This is a genomic window from Streptococcus sp. 1559 (assembly GCF_013276735.1).
In the GTDB taxonomy this organism is placed as follows: domain Bacteria; phylum Bacillota; class Bacilli; order Lactobacillales; family Streptococcaceae; genus Streptococcus; species Streptococcus pseudopneumoniae.
Genome location: NZ_VMLO01000100.1, coordinates 1 through 16,265, shown reverse-complemented (window position 1 = coordinate 16,265; position 16,265 = coordinate 1). Strand labels below are relative to the sequence as shown.

The 16,265-nt window shown below is 42.0% G+C and carries 15 protein-coding genes and 2 pseudogenes; all 17 read right to left on the bottom strand.

Annotated elements, in window-relative coordinates:
* Positions 1-101: 101 nt before the first annotated feature.
* A complete protein-coding gene (gene pflA / locus HT688_RS10305; protein WP_001288274.1) occupies positions 102-896 on the bottom strand; it encodes a pyruvate formate-lyase-activating protein in 795 nt (264 codons plus the stop codon).
* A 125-nt stretch (positions 897-1,021) separates the two neighbouring features.
* The gene (locus HT688_RS10300; protein WP_172923768.1) at positions 1,022-2,272 is read right to left on the bottom strand and encodes a diaminopimelate decarboxylase; all 1,251 of its coding nucleotides are present in this window, start codon (positions 2,270-2,272) and stop codon (positions 1,022-1,024) included.
* Positions 2,273-2,332: 60 nt separating this feature from the next.
* Complete coding sequence (gene purR, locus HT688_RS10295; RefSeq protein ID WP_007284882.1) at positions 2,333-3,160, bottom strand: pur operon repressor; 828 nt, start codon at positions 3,158-3,160, stop codon at positions 2,333-2,335.
* 266 nt (positions 3,161-3,426) lie between these two features.
* Positions 3,427-4,368 carry a 3'-5' exoribonuclease YhaM family protein gene (locus tag HT688_RS10290; protein ID WP_172923767.1) on the bottom strand — a complete coding sequence of 314 codons (942 nt, stop codon included), beginning with the start codon at positions 4,366-4,368 and terminating at the stop codon, positions 3,427-3,429.
* Positions 4,358-5,614 (bottom strand): DNA recombination protein RmuC, encoded by a 1,257-nt coding sequence (locus tag HT688_RS10285; protein WP_172923766.1) that lies wholly within the window; start codon positions 5,612-5,614, stop codon positions 4,358-4,360. Before HT688_RS10285 ends, HT688_RS10290 begins: the two co-directional genes overlap by 11 nt.
* Position 5,615: 1 nt before the next feature.
* The gene (locus HT688_RS10280; RefSeq protein ID WP_138699181.1) at positions 5,616-6,278 is read right to left on the bottom strand and encodes a thiamine diphosphokinase; all 663 of its coding nucleotides are present in this window, start codon (positions 6,276-6,278) and stop codon (positions 5,616-5,618) included.
* Positions 6,241-6,897: a ribulose-phosphate 3-epimerase gene (gene rpe, locus HT688_RS10275; protein ID WP_172923765.1), complete on the bottom strand. Its 657-nt coding sequence runs from the start codon at positions 6,895-6,897 to the stop codon at positions 6,241-6,243. Before rpe ends, HT688_RS10280 begins: the two co-directional genes overlap by 38 nt.
* 10 nt (positions 6,898-6,907) lie before the next feature.
* Complete coding sequence (gene rsgA, locus HT688_RS10270; protein WP_172923764.1) at positions 6,908-7,786, bottom strand: ribosome small subunit-dependent GTPase A; 879 nt, start codon at positions 7,784-7,786, stop codon at positions 6,908-6,910.
* A gap of 1 nt (position 7,787) precedes the next feature.
* On the bottom strand, positions 7,788-8,660 hold the full coding sequence (rsmA, locus tag HT688_RS10265; RefSeq protein ID WP_172923763.1) for a 16S rRNA (adenine(1518)-N(6)/adenine(1519)-N(6))-dimethyltransferase RsmA: 873 nt from the start codon (positions 8,658-8,660) through the stop codon (positions 7,788-7,790).
* Between the two features lie 130 nt (positions 8,661-8,790).
* Positions 8,791-9,099, bottom strand: a complete 309-nt coding sequence (locus HT688_RS10260; protein ID WP_172923762.1) for a hypothetical protein — start codon at positions 9,097-9,099, stop codon at positions 8,791-8,793.
* A complete protein-coding gene (locus HT688_RS10255) occupies positions 9,092-9,733 on the bottom strand; it encodes an ABC transporter ATP-binding protein (protein WP_000565529.1) in 642 nt (213 codons plus the stop codon). The genes HT688_RS10260 and HT688_RS10255 overlap by 8 nt, the downstream gene beginning before the upstream one ends.
* Before the next feature lies 1 nt (position 9,734).
* Positions 9,735-11,765 carry a bacteriocin-associated integral membrane family protein gene (locus tag HT688_RS10250; RefSeq protein WP_172923761.1) on the bottom strand — a complete coding sequence of 677 codons (2,031 nt, stop codon included), beginning with the start codon at positions 11,763-11,765 and terminating at the stop codon, positions 9,735-9,737.
* Positions 11,766-12,836: 1,071 nt separating this feature from the next.
* Positions 12,837-13,736, bottom strand: coding sequence for an XRE family transcriptional regulator (locus tag HT688_RS10245; protein ID WP_172923760.1), 900 nt, complete (start codon positions 13,734-13,736; stop codon positions 12,837-12,839).
* Positions 13,737-13,807: 71 nt separating this feature from the next.
* Positions 13,808-14,368 (bottom strand): ribonuclease M5, encoded by a 561-nt coding sequence (gene rnmV, locus HT688_RS10240; protein WP_172923759.1) that lies wholly within the window; start codon positions 14,366-14,368, stop codon positions 13,808-13,810.
* Positions 14,368-15,141, bottom strand: coding sequence for a TatD family hydrolase (locus tag HT688_RS10235; RefSeq protein WP_172923758.1), 774 nt, complete (start codon positions 15,139-15,141; stop codon positions 14,368-14,370). Before HT688_RS10235 ends, rnmV begins: the two co-directional genes overlap by 1 nt.
* A gap of 301 nt (positions 15,142-15,442) precedes the next feature.
* Positions 15,443-15,571: pseudogene (locus HT688_RS10230) on the bottom strand (LPXTG cell wall anchor domain-containing protein); the annotation flags it as partial.
* Between the two features lie 209 nt (positions 15,572-15,780).
* Positions 15,781-16,265: pseudogene (locus HT688_RS10225) on the bottom strand (hypothetical protein); the annotation flags it as partial.

The following is a 16,265-nucleotide window of genomic DNA, read 5'->3' as shown; positions in this document are numbered from 1 at the left end:
TTGGGTTCACCGGTAGCGGGTGCCCACGGAGGACTTACACCTCAGATGCACGACATGCCCGTCGTACGTCAAAAGCCCGATGTTTCCATCAGGCTTCTTTTCTATCCATGTACACGTTTCGTATAGTCTTGGTAACTTTCGGTATCCATGAGTTGTTTAGCGTTCTTAACGCGGTCTGCTGTTGGTGGTTTAACCCCTTCGAGGGAATAGGGAATTCCCAATTCACGCCATTTAAACTCACCCATGGTGTGATAAGGCAGAATTTCAAACTTATCCACATTTTTAAGAGTCTTGACGAACTTACCAAGTTCAATCAAGTCATCGTCTCTGTCTGTCAATCCTGGAACTAGCACGTGGCGAATCCAGACAGGTTTTCCAATATCTGATAGATACTGGGCACAGGCCAAGATATTTTTATTGGTTTGGCTAGTAACAATCTTGTGCTGTTCTTCGTTGATTTCCTTGATATCTAAGAGAACCAAGTCAGTGACAGCCATGAGTTTGTCAAACTTTTCAAGGTAACGTGGTTTATTACGGAAAGGAAGGGCACAGGTGTCCAAGGTACAGTGGATTCCTTGTTCCTTAGCCTTGGTGAAAAGGGCAATCAGGAAATCAATCTGCAAGAGTGCTTCTCCTCCGCTGACTGTAATCCCGCCCTTATTTCCCCAGAAACCACGGTAGCGCAAGGCTTCTGTCAAGACATCATCTACCGTCCGTTCACGTGATTTATTGGACTCCATAGCCCAAGTATCTGGGTTATGGCAATACTGGCAACGCATGTGACAGCCCTGTAAAAAGACAATAAAGCGAATACCAGGGCCATCTACCGCCCCAAAACTTTCTGTCGAATGCACCATTCCTGTCACTTGTCCATAATCAATTGTTTCTTCAGACATATCGTTACCTTCCTTGAAAACGTTTTATAGTTTTATTATATCACGACTTGAAGGAAAAACAAGATTTTTACCTATTTTTTAGAAAGCAATCTGTTTTTCAATTTCATTTTCAATCTATTCTCAGATTATTCTTCAAAATCAAAACCATACAAGGTTGCAAAATAGTCTTCAGGGCGCTCTGCACGGCGGATTTGACGGGCTTTGCCTTCTTCAGTATAAAGGATTTCCGCAGAACGAAGTTTGGCATTGTACTGGTAGCCCATTGAAAAACCGTGGGCACCTGTATCATGAATGACCAGCAAATCACCGATTTCTGTATAAGGCAGTTCGCGATTGACTGCAAATTTATCATTGTTTTCACAGAGTGAACCAACCACATCTACCACTTCAGCTGGTCCATCTGGATGAGTCATGTTGCTAATATGGTGATAGGCTCCGTACATAGCTGGACGCATGAGGTTGACTGCTGATGCATCCACACCTAGATAGGTACGGTAGGTTTTCTTCTTATGAGTGACTCTTGTGACTAAAGCACCGTGAGGTGCCAGCATAAAACGACCCAATTCGGTGAAAATCTTGACCTGACCAAGACCTGCTGGCGTAAGAACCTCTTCATACACCTTACGAACTCCCTCACCAATCAAGGCGATATCATTTGGCTCCTGGTCTGGATGATAATTAACACCAATACCGCCAGAAAGATTGATAAAGTCTAGTGAAATACCCAGTTTTTCCTTGATTTCAACAGCCAATTCAAAAAGCTGACGCGCCAACTCTGGATAATAGAGATGGGTGACAGTATTGGATGCTAGAAAGGAGTGAATCCCAAAAGTCTTGGCTCCTTTTTCCTTCAAGATGGCAAAGGATTCAAAGAGTTGGTCCTTGGTCATACCAAACTTAGCCTCCCCAGGATTATCCATAATGTCTGTCCCCAGTTCAAAAACGCCTCCAGGATTATAACGACATGAGATGATTTCTGGAATGCCTGCTGCTCGCTCCAAATGTTCAATATCTTCAAAGGCATCCAAGTTAATGATCGCACCTAATTCACGCGCATAGGCATATTCCTTATCTGGCGTATTGTTTGAAGAGAACATAATCTCAGAACCAGGGAAATCCAGTTTATGGCTCATCAAAAGCTCTACGTAACTAGAGCAGTCCACACCACAGCCTTCCTCTTGGATAATTTTCAAAATAGCTGGGGTTGGAGTAGCCTTAACTGCAAAATATTCCTTAAAGCCCTTGTTCCACGAAAAGGCTTGGTTGACGGCTCTTGCCTTCTCACGAATTCCCTTCTCATCATATAAGTGAAAGGGAGTTGGGAACTCGGCTACAATCGCTTCTAAGTCTTCTTTATTAATAAATGGTGTTTTCATAAGTTTCCTTCTATTCTATTTGCAAAGAAAGGCTGGGACAACCGTTCCAACCTTTATCCTTTATTCTTCTGTGTCAAAAATATTACCAATCTCAACATCGATGGCTTGGTTCTTGACATCAATATTGGTTACCTTCAAGAGTGACTTGTATTCAAACTGCTTTTCACGTTCTTCTTGGGCATTGTCCGCAAAGACCGCTACACCTGCCAATTCTGAGTCGAATTCGCGCAAGAGACTAATCATCCCATTGACAGTTCCGCCGCCTTTCAAGAAGTCATCCACAATCAAGACACGGCTACCTGCCTTGAGACTCCGTTTTGAAAGGAACATTTTCTCGATACGGTCACCACTTGAACCGGATACATAGTTGACGCTAACCGTTGAACCTTCGGTAATTTTCAGGTCACGGCGCACAATGACAAAAGGGACATTGAGGACATTGGCAACTGCATTTGCAAGTGGCACACCCTTGGTTGCTACTGTCATAACCGCGTCAATTTTTTGATCCATAAAGCTCTTGGCAATAATGCGACCAATATTTTTCAAGATGGCTGGTGTGCTAAGTAAATCAGACAGGTAGATGTAGCCACCTGGCAAGATACGGTCACTTTCTGACAACTTGGCACGCAAGTCTTCAACCATTTCCTTAGCATCATGGTTTGAGATTGATGGTGTAAAGATAACACCTCCGCCAGCCCCAGTCACAGTCTGGATGTGACCGATTTCGATTTCCTCAAAGGCGCGTTTGATAATCACGATATCCTCTGAGATGGATGATTTAGCAGATTCATACTTTTCAGCAAAAGTATTGAGACTAGTTAGTTTATAAGGATGATTAATCAAATAGTTGGAAATGACAACCATCCGATCACTTCTTCTTAATTTCATTTCTATTTCCTATTCCATTTTTATTCAAAAAATCAAAAAGCAAACTAGAAAGCTGGTCGCTGGTGATTCAAAACACTGTTTTGAGATTGTCGATAGAACTGACAAATCCTGTAATATACCTGCATATATACATACGACAAGGCGGTACTACCCTAGTTTGAAGAGATTTTCGAAGAGTATTCATTTTTGTCTTTTACTTATTATACCATATTTACATAAAAAAACGAACATTCTTATCCTAAAAAATGCTCATTTTTCTTAAATTATTAATCTAAATCTGGTTTATAGAAGGAACGATTATCCATAGCGAAGATTTTATTGGTCATCTCTCCTTTATCTACCAAGGCAAGAGCTGTTGACATCATCATCATGCTTGCATCCAGGTTGTCAATCATATGGATAATCTCTGCTTCCATAATGCGTGGACGGACTGGACTTCCATACTCAAGTAAGCCGTGGTGACTGAGAATGACGTGGCGGAGCAAAACGACTTCTTCCTTGGTATCATCAATGCCGAGCTCCATAACTGTCTTGGTAATTTCACTATCAATGAGAGCGATATGTCCAAGAAGATTGCCTCGCACTGTATACTCAGTCTGTTCTGGTCCCGTCAACTCGATAACTTTGGCCAAGTCATGTAGCATAATTCCCGCATAGAGCAGGCTCTTATTGAGCCGAGGATAAATATTGCTAATGGCATCTGCCAAGCGCACCATGGTCGCCGTATGATAGGCCAAGCCTGTTTCAAAGGCATGGTGGTTGGTCTTGGCTGCTGGATAGGAGTAGAATTCCTTATCATACTTGGTGTAGAGATTTCGGACAATCCGTTGCCAGACAGGATTTTCAATTTTGAAAATCATTTGCGACATGTAGTCACGAATTTCCTTGATATCAACCGGTGGCTTGACCTTGAAATCAACTGGGTCATTGGGTTCACCAGCTTGCGGCAGGCGGAGAGTGATTTGATTGACCTGTGGAGTGTTGTTATAAACTTCTCGGCGCCCTTTCATGTAGACAACCCTACCTGCGGTAAAGGCCTCAATGTTATGAGGTTGGGCATCCCAGAGCTTCCCCTCAATCTCGCCACTATCATCTTGGAAGGTAAAGGCTAGGTAGTTTTTCCCAGCTCGAGTTTGCCTCAGGTCAGCTGATTTGATTAAGTAAAAACCTTCAAACAGCTCATCTTTTTTCATGTGACTAATCTTCATATTCTTCCTCATTTTCTTGGAAATGGAGTAGATCAAGCGCAGGCTCACCTTCTGACAACTCAATGTGACGGAGCGTCCGCTCGATAGCTGTGGTACGACGGTTTAATAATTCATCAATATTGCCAGAGGCATGTTGGAGATGTTTTTGTGCCTTTACCAGAATACCACCAAACTTGCCAAACTCGGTCTTGACGCTGGCAAGAGTCTTACTGATATGGTCGGCACTCTTTTGGATATTGAGAGTTTTGAATCCAACTGATAGGGAGTTAAGAAGGGCTGATAGGGTACTTGGACCTGCAACAATAATCTGCTCTTCCCGCCTCAAATCATCAAAGAAGACAGGATTGCGGACAATTTCTGAGTAGAGACCTTCTGTCGGGACAAACAAAACTCCAAAATTGGTCGTCCGAGGTGGTGCTATGTACTTGCTCTTAATAGCCTTTGCAAAGCGTTTGACGCTGGCTAGGAGCGACTTACGACAGCGTTCGATTTCGTCCTTGTCACCTGCTTCATAGGCTTCTTCTAAGCGATAATAATCTGCCAGTGGAAACTTAGAGTCAATCGGCAAGTAGACATATTCTTGGTCGCCTTGTCCGGGTAACTTGATGGCATACTCCACTCGTTCACTGGAGTTTTCAACTGTTGCGTATTCTCGTTCGTACTGGGCAGGGGTCATGATATCCTCGATGATTTGCCCCAGTTGCAATTCTCCCAGAATCCCTCGTGTCTTGGTTCCAGAGAGAATCTTGTTGAGGGCGCCGACATCGCGGGCAACTGTCTGCATTTCCCCCAGGCCACGATTGACCGACTCCAGTTGTTTGGAAACTGTCTCAAAGGAAGCCTGCAAGCGTGTCTGCAAGGTCTTTTCTAGTTTTTCCTCGACTGTCTGGCGCATTTGTTCCAAACGTTGCTCGTTTGATTCCTGCAAGGCTTGGAGACGTTGGTCGGTCTTATCTCTGGTTTGGAGGAGATTATCTGTCATTTCTTGACGGACTTGCATCAGACCTTGGTGCAATTCGATTCGCACTTCTTGCAAACGGTCGCTGACAGCCACTTCCAAATCTTTTTGGTCTAACTGGCTGGCTTGTCTGGCTTGTTCAAAGCGATAATCCAACTGGTCTGACAAGTGATCTGCCTGATCCTCCAAGCTCTTGGCTAGATGTTTTTCCTGCTTATCCTGCCTTTGCCAAATCAGAAAGAGTCCAGCTAGGTTGGCAATCAATAATAGAACAAGTAAACTTTCCATCCTACCTCCTGTCCTTGCTATGCAGCACGACCACATAACCATCTGGGCAAGTCACCGAAACTTCCCTATCTATATATTCGTTAGAAGCGTACACTTTTTTAAAGAAAAAATTTTCCTCTGTCAACTCATACTTGGCTCCGAGAATGGTAAGCTGGCTATCCCGAACTGGCATAAAGGCTAGGTAGTCATAGTCTGAACGGGGTTCAAGCTGACTGGTCCCTTCTGGACAATAGGCAATCACATTTTGCCCATCCTCAATTTCTATTTGGCGCATATAGGGTGCCAACTTGGGATTGCTAGGTAGAAAGACGTTAGCCAGCATATGGTCAATACGGCCACCCAAAGCACCGAAAATAGTGACCTGAGCCTGAGGATCTTTCTCAAAGATGGTTAAGAGAGCCAATTCCAGATCTGTATCATCCTTTTCTGGTCGGGCTTGAACAAAATACTGGGCACGTTTTTGAATCACCTGTCGCTCTTCTTGCGTCACAGAATCAAAATCCCCAACCGCTAGAGCAAGAGGTAGGTTTTCCTCCAAGACCCAGAGCGAGCCTCGATCCACACCGACAAAACTATCAAAGTCCGTCCGATAATGACCGCGGTCTCCTCCTGCAAAAACGGCAACCCTAGTCCAGTTGTTTTCTGAGAGTTTGTACTCGCTCATTGACATCTCCCTTAAAGACATAGGAACCTGCTACAAAAACAGTCGCACCAGCTTCTTTGGCTTGAGCAATAGTTTGGTCATCAATCCCACCATCGACTTCAATCTCAAAGTTCAAACCTTTTTCCTCACGAAGAGCAACCAACTCACGGACCTTATCCATGGTCTCTGGTAGAAAGGCTTGTCCACCAAATCCAGGGTTAACTGTCATGACTAGGACTTGGTCAACTAGGTGAAGCACGTGCTTAATCGCCTCCACTGGTGTGCCAGGATTGATGACAACTGATGGCTTGACACCGAGTGAACGAATTTTTTGGAGGGCACCATGAATATGAGGCGTTGCTTCCACATGGATACTGATGATATCCGCACCTGCACGCGCAAAGTCTTCTAAATGATGCTCAGGGCTTGACACCATCAAGTGGCAATCGAAAACCATCTTGCTATGAGGGCGAAGAGCTTCGACCACACCTGCACCAAAACTGATTTGTGGTACAAAGTGACCATCCATGATATCGATATGGGCATATTCTGCCCCAGTTGCTTCTAGGCGTTTGATTTCACGTTCAAAGTTGGCATAATCTGCTGCCAGAATTGACGGAGCAATCTTGTATTGAGACATAGGTTTCTCCTTATTTTGGAATTTTTTTGCTGACTTTTTTGTAGGTTTCTCTGCGATTTTCAATCTCACTGAGGAATTGCAGGTAGTTGTCAAAACGGAAGGTGGCAATGTCACCCTCTTCTACAGCTGGCTTGACAGCACAGGACGGCTCGTGGGTATGGGTACAAGTACGGAATTTACAATTTCGGCTGACACTGGCAATCTCTGGGAAGGACTGATTGAGGTCTTCCGCCGTTGATACTTCATAATCCAGCGATGAAAATCCCGGTGTATCTGCGATTTTACCCCCATTGAGGTTGTAAAAACTAACAGCTCGAGTGGTATGACGACCGCGACCCAGACTGTCTGAGATTTCTCCCGTTTCAAGATTAAGGTCTGGTGCGATTTTATTGAGAAGAGTTGACTTCCCAACACCTGTCTGCCCCATAAAGACCGTAACCTTGCCTGTTAACAAAGGCAGGAGTTCCTCCTTACTGGTCACAAAGTCATAGCCGATGTCACCATAAGTCTGTTCATAAAAATCCAGTTCTCCCCCGTCTCCCAACAAATCCATTTTAGAAATATAGACGATGGGATGGATGCCCTTATACTCTAAAAGAACCAAGAAACGATCCAGCAAATTGCTGTTAAAATCAGGTTCCTTGACGGACATGATTACTACAGCTTGGTCAATATTGACAATAGGTGGACGGACCAGACTGTTTTTTCGTTCATAAATCTTGAGAATATAGCCTTCTGAATTTTCCTCTGCAGAAAAATCTACCCAATCCCCAACGTAGGGAGTATGACCTTTTTTACGGAAATTTCCACGCGCTCGTGTCTGATAAACCTGGCCCTCACTCTCTACATAGTAGAACCCTGCCAAGGCTTTAATGATTTGTCCCTGCATCTTAGAGTCCTTGCCCTTTAAGTGCATCTGCTAGGCTGGCAAACTCTGCCAAGCTGAGAGCTTCCCCACGCACACTTGGTGACAAGCCTGCTTGGTCCAAAGCCTTAGTCAGCTTGTCCTTGACCTCTTCAGTCTTGCCAAAGTAACCTGTCAAGTTATTCCATAAGGTCTTGCGACGATGAGTGAAACTTGCCTTGGAAACCTTAAATAAGAAGTTCTCGTCTTCTACTGCTACAGCTGGCTCTGGACGACGCACCATTTTCAATATCGCCGAGTCTACATTTGGCGCTGGCACAAAGACCGTACGAGGCACAATAAAGGCAACCTTGGCAGTCATGTAATACTGAACCGCAATTGACAAGCTACCGTAAGCCTTGGTGTTAGGTTGAGCTGAGATACGATCCGCCACTTCTTTCTGCATCATAACCACAAACTCACTAAACGGAATGCCACTTTCAATCAAGTGCATGAGAATAGGTGTCGTGATGTAGTAAGGCAAATTAGCCACTACCTTGATTGGCAGGTCAGGATTTTTGAAATTCTGGATATGTTGCGCCAAATCGACCTTGAGAATGTCCTCGTTGACTACGGTCACATTATCAAAATCACGCAGGGTATCAGCTAGGATTGGCACCAAACGGTGGTCAATCTCAAAGGCCATGACTTGAGCCGCACGCTCAGCCAGAAACTCCGTCAAGGCACCAATACCTGGCCCGATTTCGATAACATTGACCTGGTCATCAATCTCAGCCGTATCCACGATTTTTTGAAGGATATTGGTATCCGTCAAGAAATTTTGCCCAAAGGACTTTTTAAAGGTAAAACCGTGACGCTCCAGCACTGCCTTGGTCACGCTATAATCTGCAATTCTCATCTATTCTCTTTTCTATTATCTGTTACTACTATTGTAACACATTCCCCTTGTATTTTGGGGGTGAAAATCATACCAAAAAACTATCTTTCCTCATGAAGAAAGATAGTCTTGGAAATCTTTAAAGGGGGACTTAGCGCTTCTCGCGAAACATCCGTTCGAAAAAATCAGCTTCTTGATAACTTCGATTTTCGGGTAGGGTCAAATCTACATCTTCCTCCACATCGTCCACTGTCAATTCAACCGTTTGAGGTAAATTTTTCAAACGATAATGCTTTTGCCTTTGCCCTTCAATGCTAGCAAAATCAAGCAAATAGCCATTCACTCGGATTTGAACCAAAAGGAGATGATTGGTCATATTTTCCATGATGAGAATATCTTCTAAACCACCTCTGACACTCGGATAATCAGGTACCCTGCGAATACGGATTTTTTCACACATGAGCAAGTTCCCTCATATCAATGATTTCATCGGCCTTATTCCAGACTAGGGGATTATGGGTCGCAATGATGATCATTCGATTTTCATCTTTCAAGCCCACCAAGAGATTCATAACCTCCTCTGAATTTTCAGGATCAAGAGCTGCTGTCGGTTCATCTGCCAAAATCAAGGGTGGATTTTTCAAAATAGTCTTCGCAAGGGCAACTCGTTGGGCCTCTCCCCCAGATAAAGTATAGATTTTTTGTTCTAGATCCAAATATCCTAGATTAACTTTTTCTAAAGCCTCCACTTGCCTTTCCAAACGCTCTACTTTTGAGATTTTCTGACCAACAAAGCCCAAATCCAAATTCTCTTTGATTGATTGGTTTTCTAAGAGGCCAAAATTTTGAAAGAGATAGCCCATCTGGTCTCGAAAATACTCACGAGTGGGTATGGTTTTTAAATCTTTCCCCTGATAGAGAACCCTTCCTCCATCTATCTTTTCTAGTTTGCCTAAGATATTCAGCAGCGTCGTCTTTCCGCTTCCACTCTTTCCGATTAAGGCATAGACCTTGCCCTTCTCCAGCTTGAGATTTAAACCAGAGAAAATCGCTCGGTCATTAAATTTCTTTTCCAATCCTTGAATATCAATCATCTTATTTTCCTTTCAATACTGCCATGCTACCAGCTTCTTCTTTTTTATCCTGCCTTACTAAAATCAAGAGGGCGTTAAGAGTAAATAAAGCTACAACTAAAGCGCTAATCAAGCTATCTCCTGTCAAAACACTAGATAGGATTAGGCCAAGCAAGAGAACTCCTCCTTGCGCCAGTAAGTACTTGCCATGAAGCTCATAAATTGTCATACCAGCAAGACGTTTAATCATAAGCTCCCGTCTGAACTGCTCAAAATAGAGAAGATTCATGGAATCAAATAACAAGATAGCCGTAGACAGGGTCAAAATCGTTCCAATAAGGAGAGAGTAAAACTCCACCCGTTTGTCATTTAGTACCTTGGCAAAAAATAGCTGGCTTTTTACCAAGTAAGAGACCTTGTGATACAGACCTTGCTCTTTTAGAGCTGTGATGCTGTCTCCATATCGATCTAGTTTCAAGGCACTATTAGCCGTAGTTCCCCACAACATCCCTGCAACAGGTCTTGTTCCAGTCGCTTGCGGCGTTAGAACTACAATAATCGGATCTTTTAGGTACTGACGTGTTGTCTTGTACCCATCATTATAGAGGAAACGTTCCTGTCCTGTTTCTGTAAAATCTAGCCTTAACTGTGGAAGGTAGTGTTTCGGACTCGTCGCCTCTACACTTTCAGATGAAAATCTTTGCAGGTAATCTGTAAACAATCCTTGGTAGTAGGCAGACTGCTCTCGCAAGCTCTCAGGCAAAATCAGCCCAAACTCTCCCTCAGACAAGTTTTGCATCTTGTCCATAAACTCTGAAGAAACGGTAATCTTTTCTTCTATCAGATAGCGCGGTGAGACATAGATAACATTCCCTGACGGTGTGTAGTCACTGAGACGATTGCCATCTAGGTCCACTTCTGCTCCATCTGAGAAATTGTCAACATTGCTCATAATATAAAAAGAGTCTGTATTGGCTAACCGTTCTTCAGTAAATGTCTGCCACTCACGATTATCCTTACGCATTCCTTCTTCATCGGCAAATGCACTAGACCAACCAAAGGATAGACGGTAACGGTCTGAGGACTGGCTCCATTTATCGCTAGCTTTCTCCATCTCCTGCATTTCATGGTAGTGGGGTAGGAGAGCAGTCGCACTCGAGCCGACCACCAGCACGGCCAAGAGTTGCCCCACCATCATCAATGTCAGCATACGTTTGAGAGGGAGTTTCCCTTTCAATAGATCCACCAGACTATTTTCCTGTAAACCAAGTAGATACACGACACTTAGTAAGGTAGAAATCCCTGCCAGAGTCAATCCATAAAGTAGAAGAGCAATGATGACCAGTTGCACCGTTGCCATAAACAAGGCACCTTGATACCAGAGAATCCCCAATCCCAAAAGACTGGATAGCAGCACTGAGCAGATAAGCTGTCTCACATCTTCTAACACTGGTCTAAGAGCCACCCCAAACAAGCTCTCACCAGCGATTAAGCGAATCCCTGCCTGACGAAGGGACTTGATCCGATAAATCAGGGTCAGACTCATAAAAGTCAGCAGAAAAATAGCTAGACTCAGTAGCCCCATTGGGGTAGCAGACAAGAGGACGACCATCGAAAATGCCTCTGTTCTATTCGAGACAACACCATTATAACCAAGTTCTTGCAGGGCGGTCTGTAAGCTCACTCCATCCAAACTTCCTGATACAATCAAGTAAGACCCTAATAAATCACTCGTTTCTGCACTCTCCTTGGAGGAAATGGTCAAACCTTCTGGAAGCTCTCCCTCACCATAAGTGGCATAGGTAAAACGTGTTTCTCCAGCTTCATTTGGCTCAACAATCCGACGAGCGATGAGACTATTGTGCTCTACCGCCAAGTGACTCAAAGCCTCTGTCAGTTTTTCTCGATCAGCTACTGATTGGTCTAGCCCAGTACCCATCACATCAACAGAGGGATAGTTACCAAATAAAATCTCTTCTCGATGATCAACGGAATTTATCACCATATAAAGCGATACCAATACCATTGAAATCAAAATAAATAAACGTTTCATCACTTCCTCCAAAAAGTTACTTGGTCACTTAGTGAGAAGGTGACCACAGTCACCGCCATGTTAAGAAGTTTATTAAGTTCTTTCTACTAGCAACATCTTCAAATATATTATATCCGTTTTTTCAAGAACTATCAAGGACATCAATGTCCTTAAAATCTAATTCTTTCATATTATTTTTAGCTTATATCTAAAAAACAGTCCTAAAGACGAACTTTAGAACTGTTTTAATGCGAGAACAAGGACATTTTTGTCATTGCTTCACTATGTTTATAAATATTCTTACCCTATTGTAAAACGAAGGACACATAAAAAGGTGCCTATTTGATGTACTCTGATTGCAAAATACCACAAAGTAAATTTAACATAATCTCCAATCATTCGTATAAACAATTGTGTGAAACTAATCCGAGAAAAATCAATCACTAGTTGTCAGAGACTTTTTTTAGGATTATTGTTTATTACTCGCAAATGGTAAACACGGATTATTCCTACTACTATGAGAACAACTAAATAAGACTGAGTACAGAATTATTTCTTTAAATTATTCGTTTCCTTCTTTATAAAACGGATATGTAACTATTATACCCAAAGTACTAATTATAATTTTAAAGATTGCACCTAAAATATTTAAAGTTGATAAATCAAGTATTCCGTGTATTAGGTATAGTAGACAGAAAAAGAATGGAAGGTATTTTTTTAATTTTTTCATAGCAACAAAATAAATCCTCCTCTCTCTTTTTTGAAACCGATTTCTTATATGATAAGAATATCATTTTTATTATTTGTTGTCAAAGAAAAAATCGAATTTTTTAGATATTTTACTATAGTAGATTGAATTTTATTTAAACAACCAAGTAACTAAATAAAATAGAAAAGTTCATACTGTAATCTCCTTTCACATTTTAATTAATTATAAATTATTCTTAAATAAACTCCAAGAACATCAATGTCCTTAAAATCTAACCATTTCGTGTCATTTTTAGCTTATATCTAAAAAAACAGCCCTAAAGACGAACTTTAGAACTGTTTTGATGCGAGAACAAGGACATTTTTATCACTGATTCACTATGTTTATAAATATTTTTTGACATCCTCTTGCCATTCCTCTGTCAATTTCTTTACTAGAAATTCATCTCCAATTAGCTGCGCAAATGTTTTAGAAGACTGATAAAATGATTCAGCTAAACTAAAATCTCTTTCTTCTCTTAATGCTTGCTTCCACAAAAACATAAATACAAGAGGTTTCTTTTGATAATCTTGAGTTTTATCCATAATTTCTTGTAAACACGATAGATAATCATTAAAACAATCAGTTACTCCTACCTTTTCAAGACAACACATTCCTGAAATAAGAGTATCTCTAATTATAAAGAAGTTTTCTAATTTAGTTACCTTTTTCTGTTCCAAAAGAAAGAGCATTAGCTTTTCGATTTGATTTATAAATTTGGCAAGATCTTTTCTAATGAGCATTTGATAAAAAAACAAACGAATCAACAACATATCATTTATTGAATAAGCTTCTTTTTCTATAATCTGAGGCATATGTTCCTCAAGTATTAACTCTGCATATTCAGGCCTTCTAGTTCTAGAAGTATCTAAACACGCCTGCAATACTTCACATGCTAATTGTTCTTCTTTAGGAAGATTATCAAAGTATGTTTTATAAATCTCTTCCAAACACGCTTCTTTCTTATCGTACTCCTCTTCTTTACCATAGATTGGTTCACGTAAAATCTGGTATTTCAATTCTAAATAAGCAGAAGGAAGAGCTGAAAAATCCGGCATAAGGCTATAAGCTGGAACTCCTAGCCGGCGAGCAATATAGTCTAACTTGGGCAAACTCGGTTGCGAAGCTCCACTTTCAATTCGCGATAGTTGACGAACCGTCAGTTCTTGCTCATCTCCACAAAAATCTGGACGACTAATTCCTTTTTCTATCCGAATCTCTTTAATTTTTTGACCAATTAACATCAGACGCCTCCTCTTCTACCTGCTTCGAAAAATACTGTGAAACTTAAAAAATTGTAACAGCTACATCTTTCCTACTCATAAGATTTCATAGCTTCTTCCACTTCTTCCAAGGTGACCCCAAATAACTCTAGGCGTTTGAGGAGTTGCTTGCCGTTGGAATAGCCGATTCGGAGAGCCTCTCCTAGATATTCTCGTCGCTTACGGCTATCTGCTCCTGCTAGAAAACCAAGGCGAATCAAGTCGCTACGACTGATGTCAAACTGACTCTCATGTTCAAATTGTTCTGTCACCTGAGCTAGAGCCGTTTTCAGGTCTTCATAGCTGGCATGCTCAATTCCCAGAGAACGGCCCTTGGTCTTGGACTTAGGAACAGCTTCATCTCGTTTGAGGAAGGCATGCTGAACTGTTGGAATGACCGTCATAATCATACGACGAATCCGCTCCCCATTAAAATCTGGGTCTGTAAAGACAATGACTCCATGACGTTGGTGTAGACGCTGAATTCGCTCTATATCCTGATCATTGATGGCAGAACCTCGTGTCTCATAGGTCTCCACATCGAAATAACGCTTGAGATTGACCGTATCATCGCGACCTTCAACCACGATGACTTGGGAAATTTTTTCTTTCATCACTTGTTGTCCAATCCAAAAATTCGTTCTGCATTTGCAGTCGTTGCCGCCGCCAGCTCTTCTGTCGTCATACCACGCAAGTCAGCTATAAAGTCCACTACATAGCGAGTATAGGCTGTTTTGTTTTCGCGACCACGCTTGGGTACAGGTGCTAAGTAAGGCGCATCCGTCTCCACCAACATCTTGTCCAAAGGTAACTCTTTAGCTGCTTCTTGGAGGTCAGTTGCCTTCTTAAAAGTCACCACTCCTGAGAAGGAAATGGTCATGCCAAGCTCGACAAACTTCTCTGCCCACTCAAGCGTCCCTGAGAAAGAATGCATAATGCCACCTCGAGGGCCAACTCCCTCGCTCTTGATAATCTCATAGGAATCTTCCAGCGCATCACGGGTATGGACAACAAAAGGCAAATTCAAGTCCTTAGATAGCTGGATCTGACGGCGAAAAACCTGCTCCTGCACCTCTTTTGGTGCTGTCATCCAATGATAATCCAAACCAATCTCACCCAAGGCAACCACCTTAGGATGCTTGAGCTTATCAAGCAAGTAGTCTTCAATTTCCTCTGTGTAAGTCCCTGCTTCTGTCGGGTGCCAACCAATGGTTGCGTAAAGTTGGTCATACTCATCTACCAACTCCAAGGCACGCTCAATCGTTGGTTGATCAAAACCAACAATATTCATCTGTGTCACACCCATCTCAGCAGCCAAGGCAATTTCTTCTGCCTCACGACCCGCAAATTCTTCTACATTCAAGTGTGTATGTGTATCAAAAATCATCTCTTCTAACCTCGTTTTCTATCTACTATTATACCAAAAAAGAGGAGGGGCACCCAATTTTTCGGTTTCCCTCCTCTCTTCAATAGAGCTATTCTGCTAGCTTTTCTATCCGATATTGCCCATCTTCTATTCCACAGTTAGAGACAGAAGAGACTGGTTACATTGATAGAATATCCCTATTCATCTAAAGTGTGTGATTATCTTGGGTTCTCACTTCTCTCACCCATCCCTAGGATTGATGATTTCTCCAAATCCCCCTTATAATCTAACTTTAAGTAGAGAATAGAATTTTCTAGCTGTCCTATTTTCTACGTCTAGCCTTTCTTCCTAGCAAAGCAAAACCACTGGTTGCCGCCACTAGACCAAGACTAGCAAGTGCTGCACTTGATGCTGAACCTGTGTTAGGTAATTATTTGCCAGCAGGCACTTTAACAGTTGATTTTTCATCAGTAACTATGTACTACTCTAGATTCAATCTATTATATAAGAATGTTGAGTCACTAGCTCATCCTTCCATTATCTCTTATATTACAAAATACTCCATAATCTCCAGTAGAATAAATCTGGCTAGAGATTATGCAGTTATTTTCAGCCTTAATATCCTATCAAAAAATAATATTAAGATTCATTCAGTTAGATTTAGTTTACCAATTCACCATTAGCATTTACTCTATAGCCGTTTACTGTTGTATTGACTGCAAGCATACCTGATTCATCTACATAGTACCATTTCCCACTAACTTGGAACCATTGGCTAACTTTCATATCGCCATTACTGTTGAGGTAGTACCATGAACCATTGTCTAGTAACCATCCTGTGGCCATTGAACCATTACTATTGAGGTAGTACCATGAGCCATTGTCTAGCAACCATCCTGTGGCCATTGAACCATTACTATTGAGGTAGTACCATGAGCCATTGTCTAGCAACCATCCTGTGGCCATTGAACCATCAGTATTGTAGAAGTACCACATTCCATTTTCTTTTTTCCAACCTCTCGTCATAGAACTATTACTGTTGAGGTAGTAGAATGAAGAGTTGCCGAATAAGAAACCTGTACCCATTGAACCGCCTGCTGGAGTTGCCATTGAATCTTCCGCTGGCTTAGATTCTGATGGTTGCT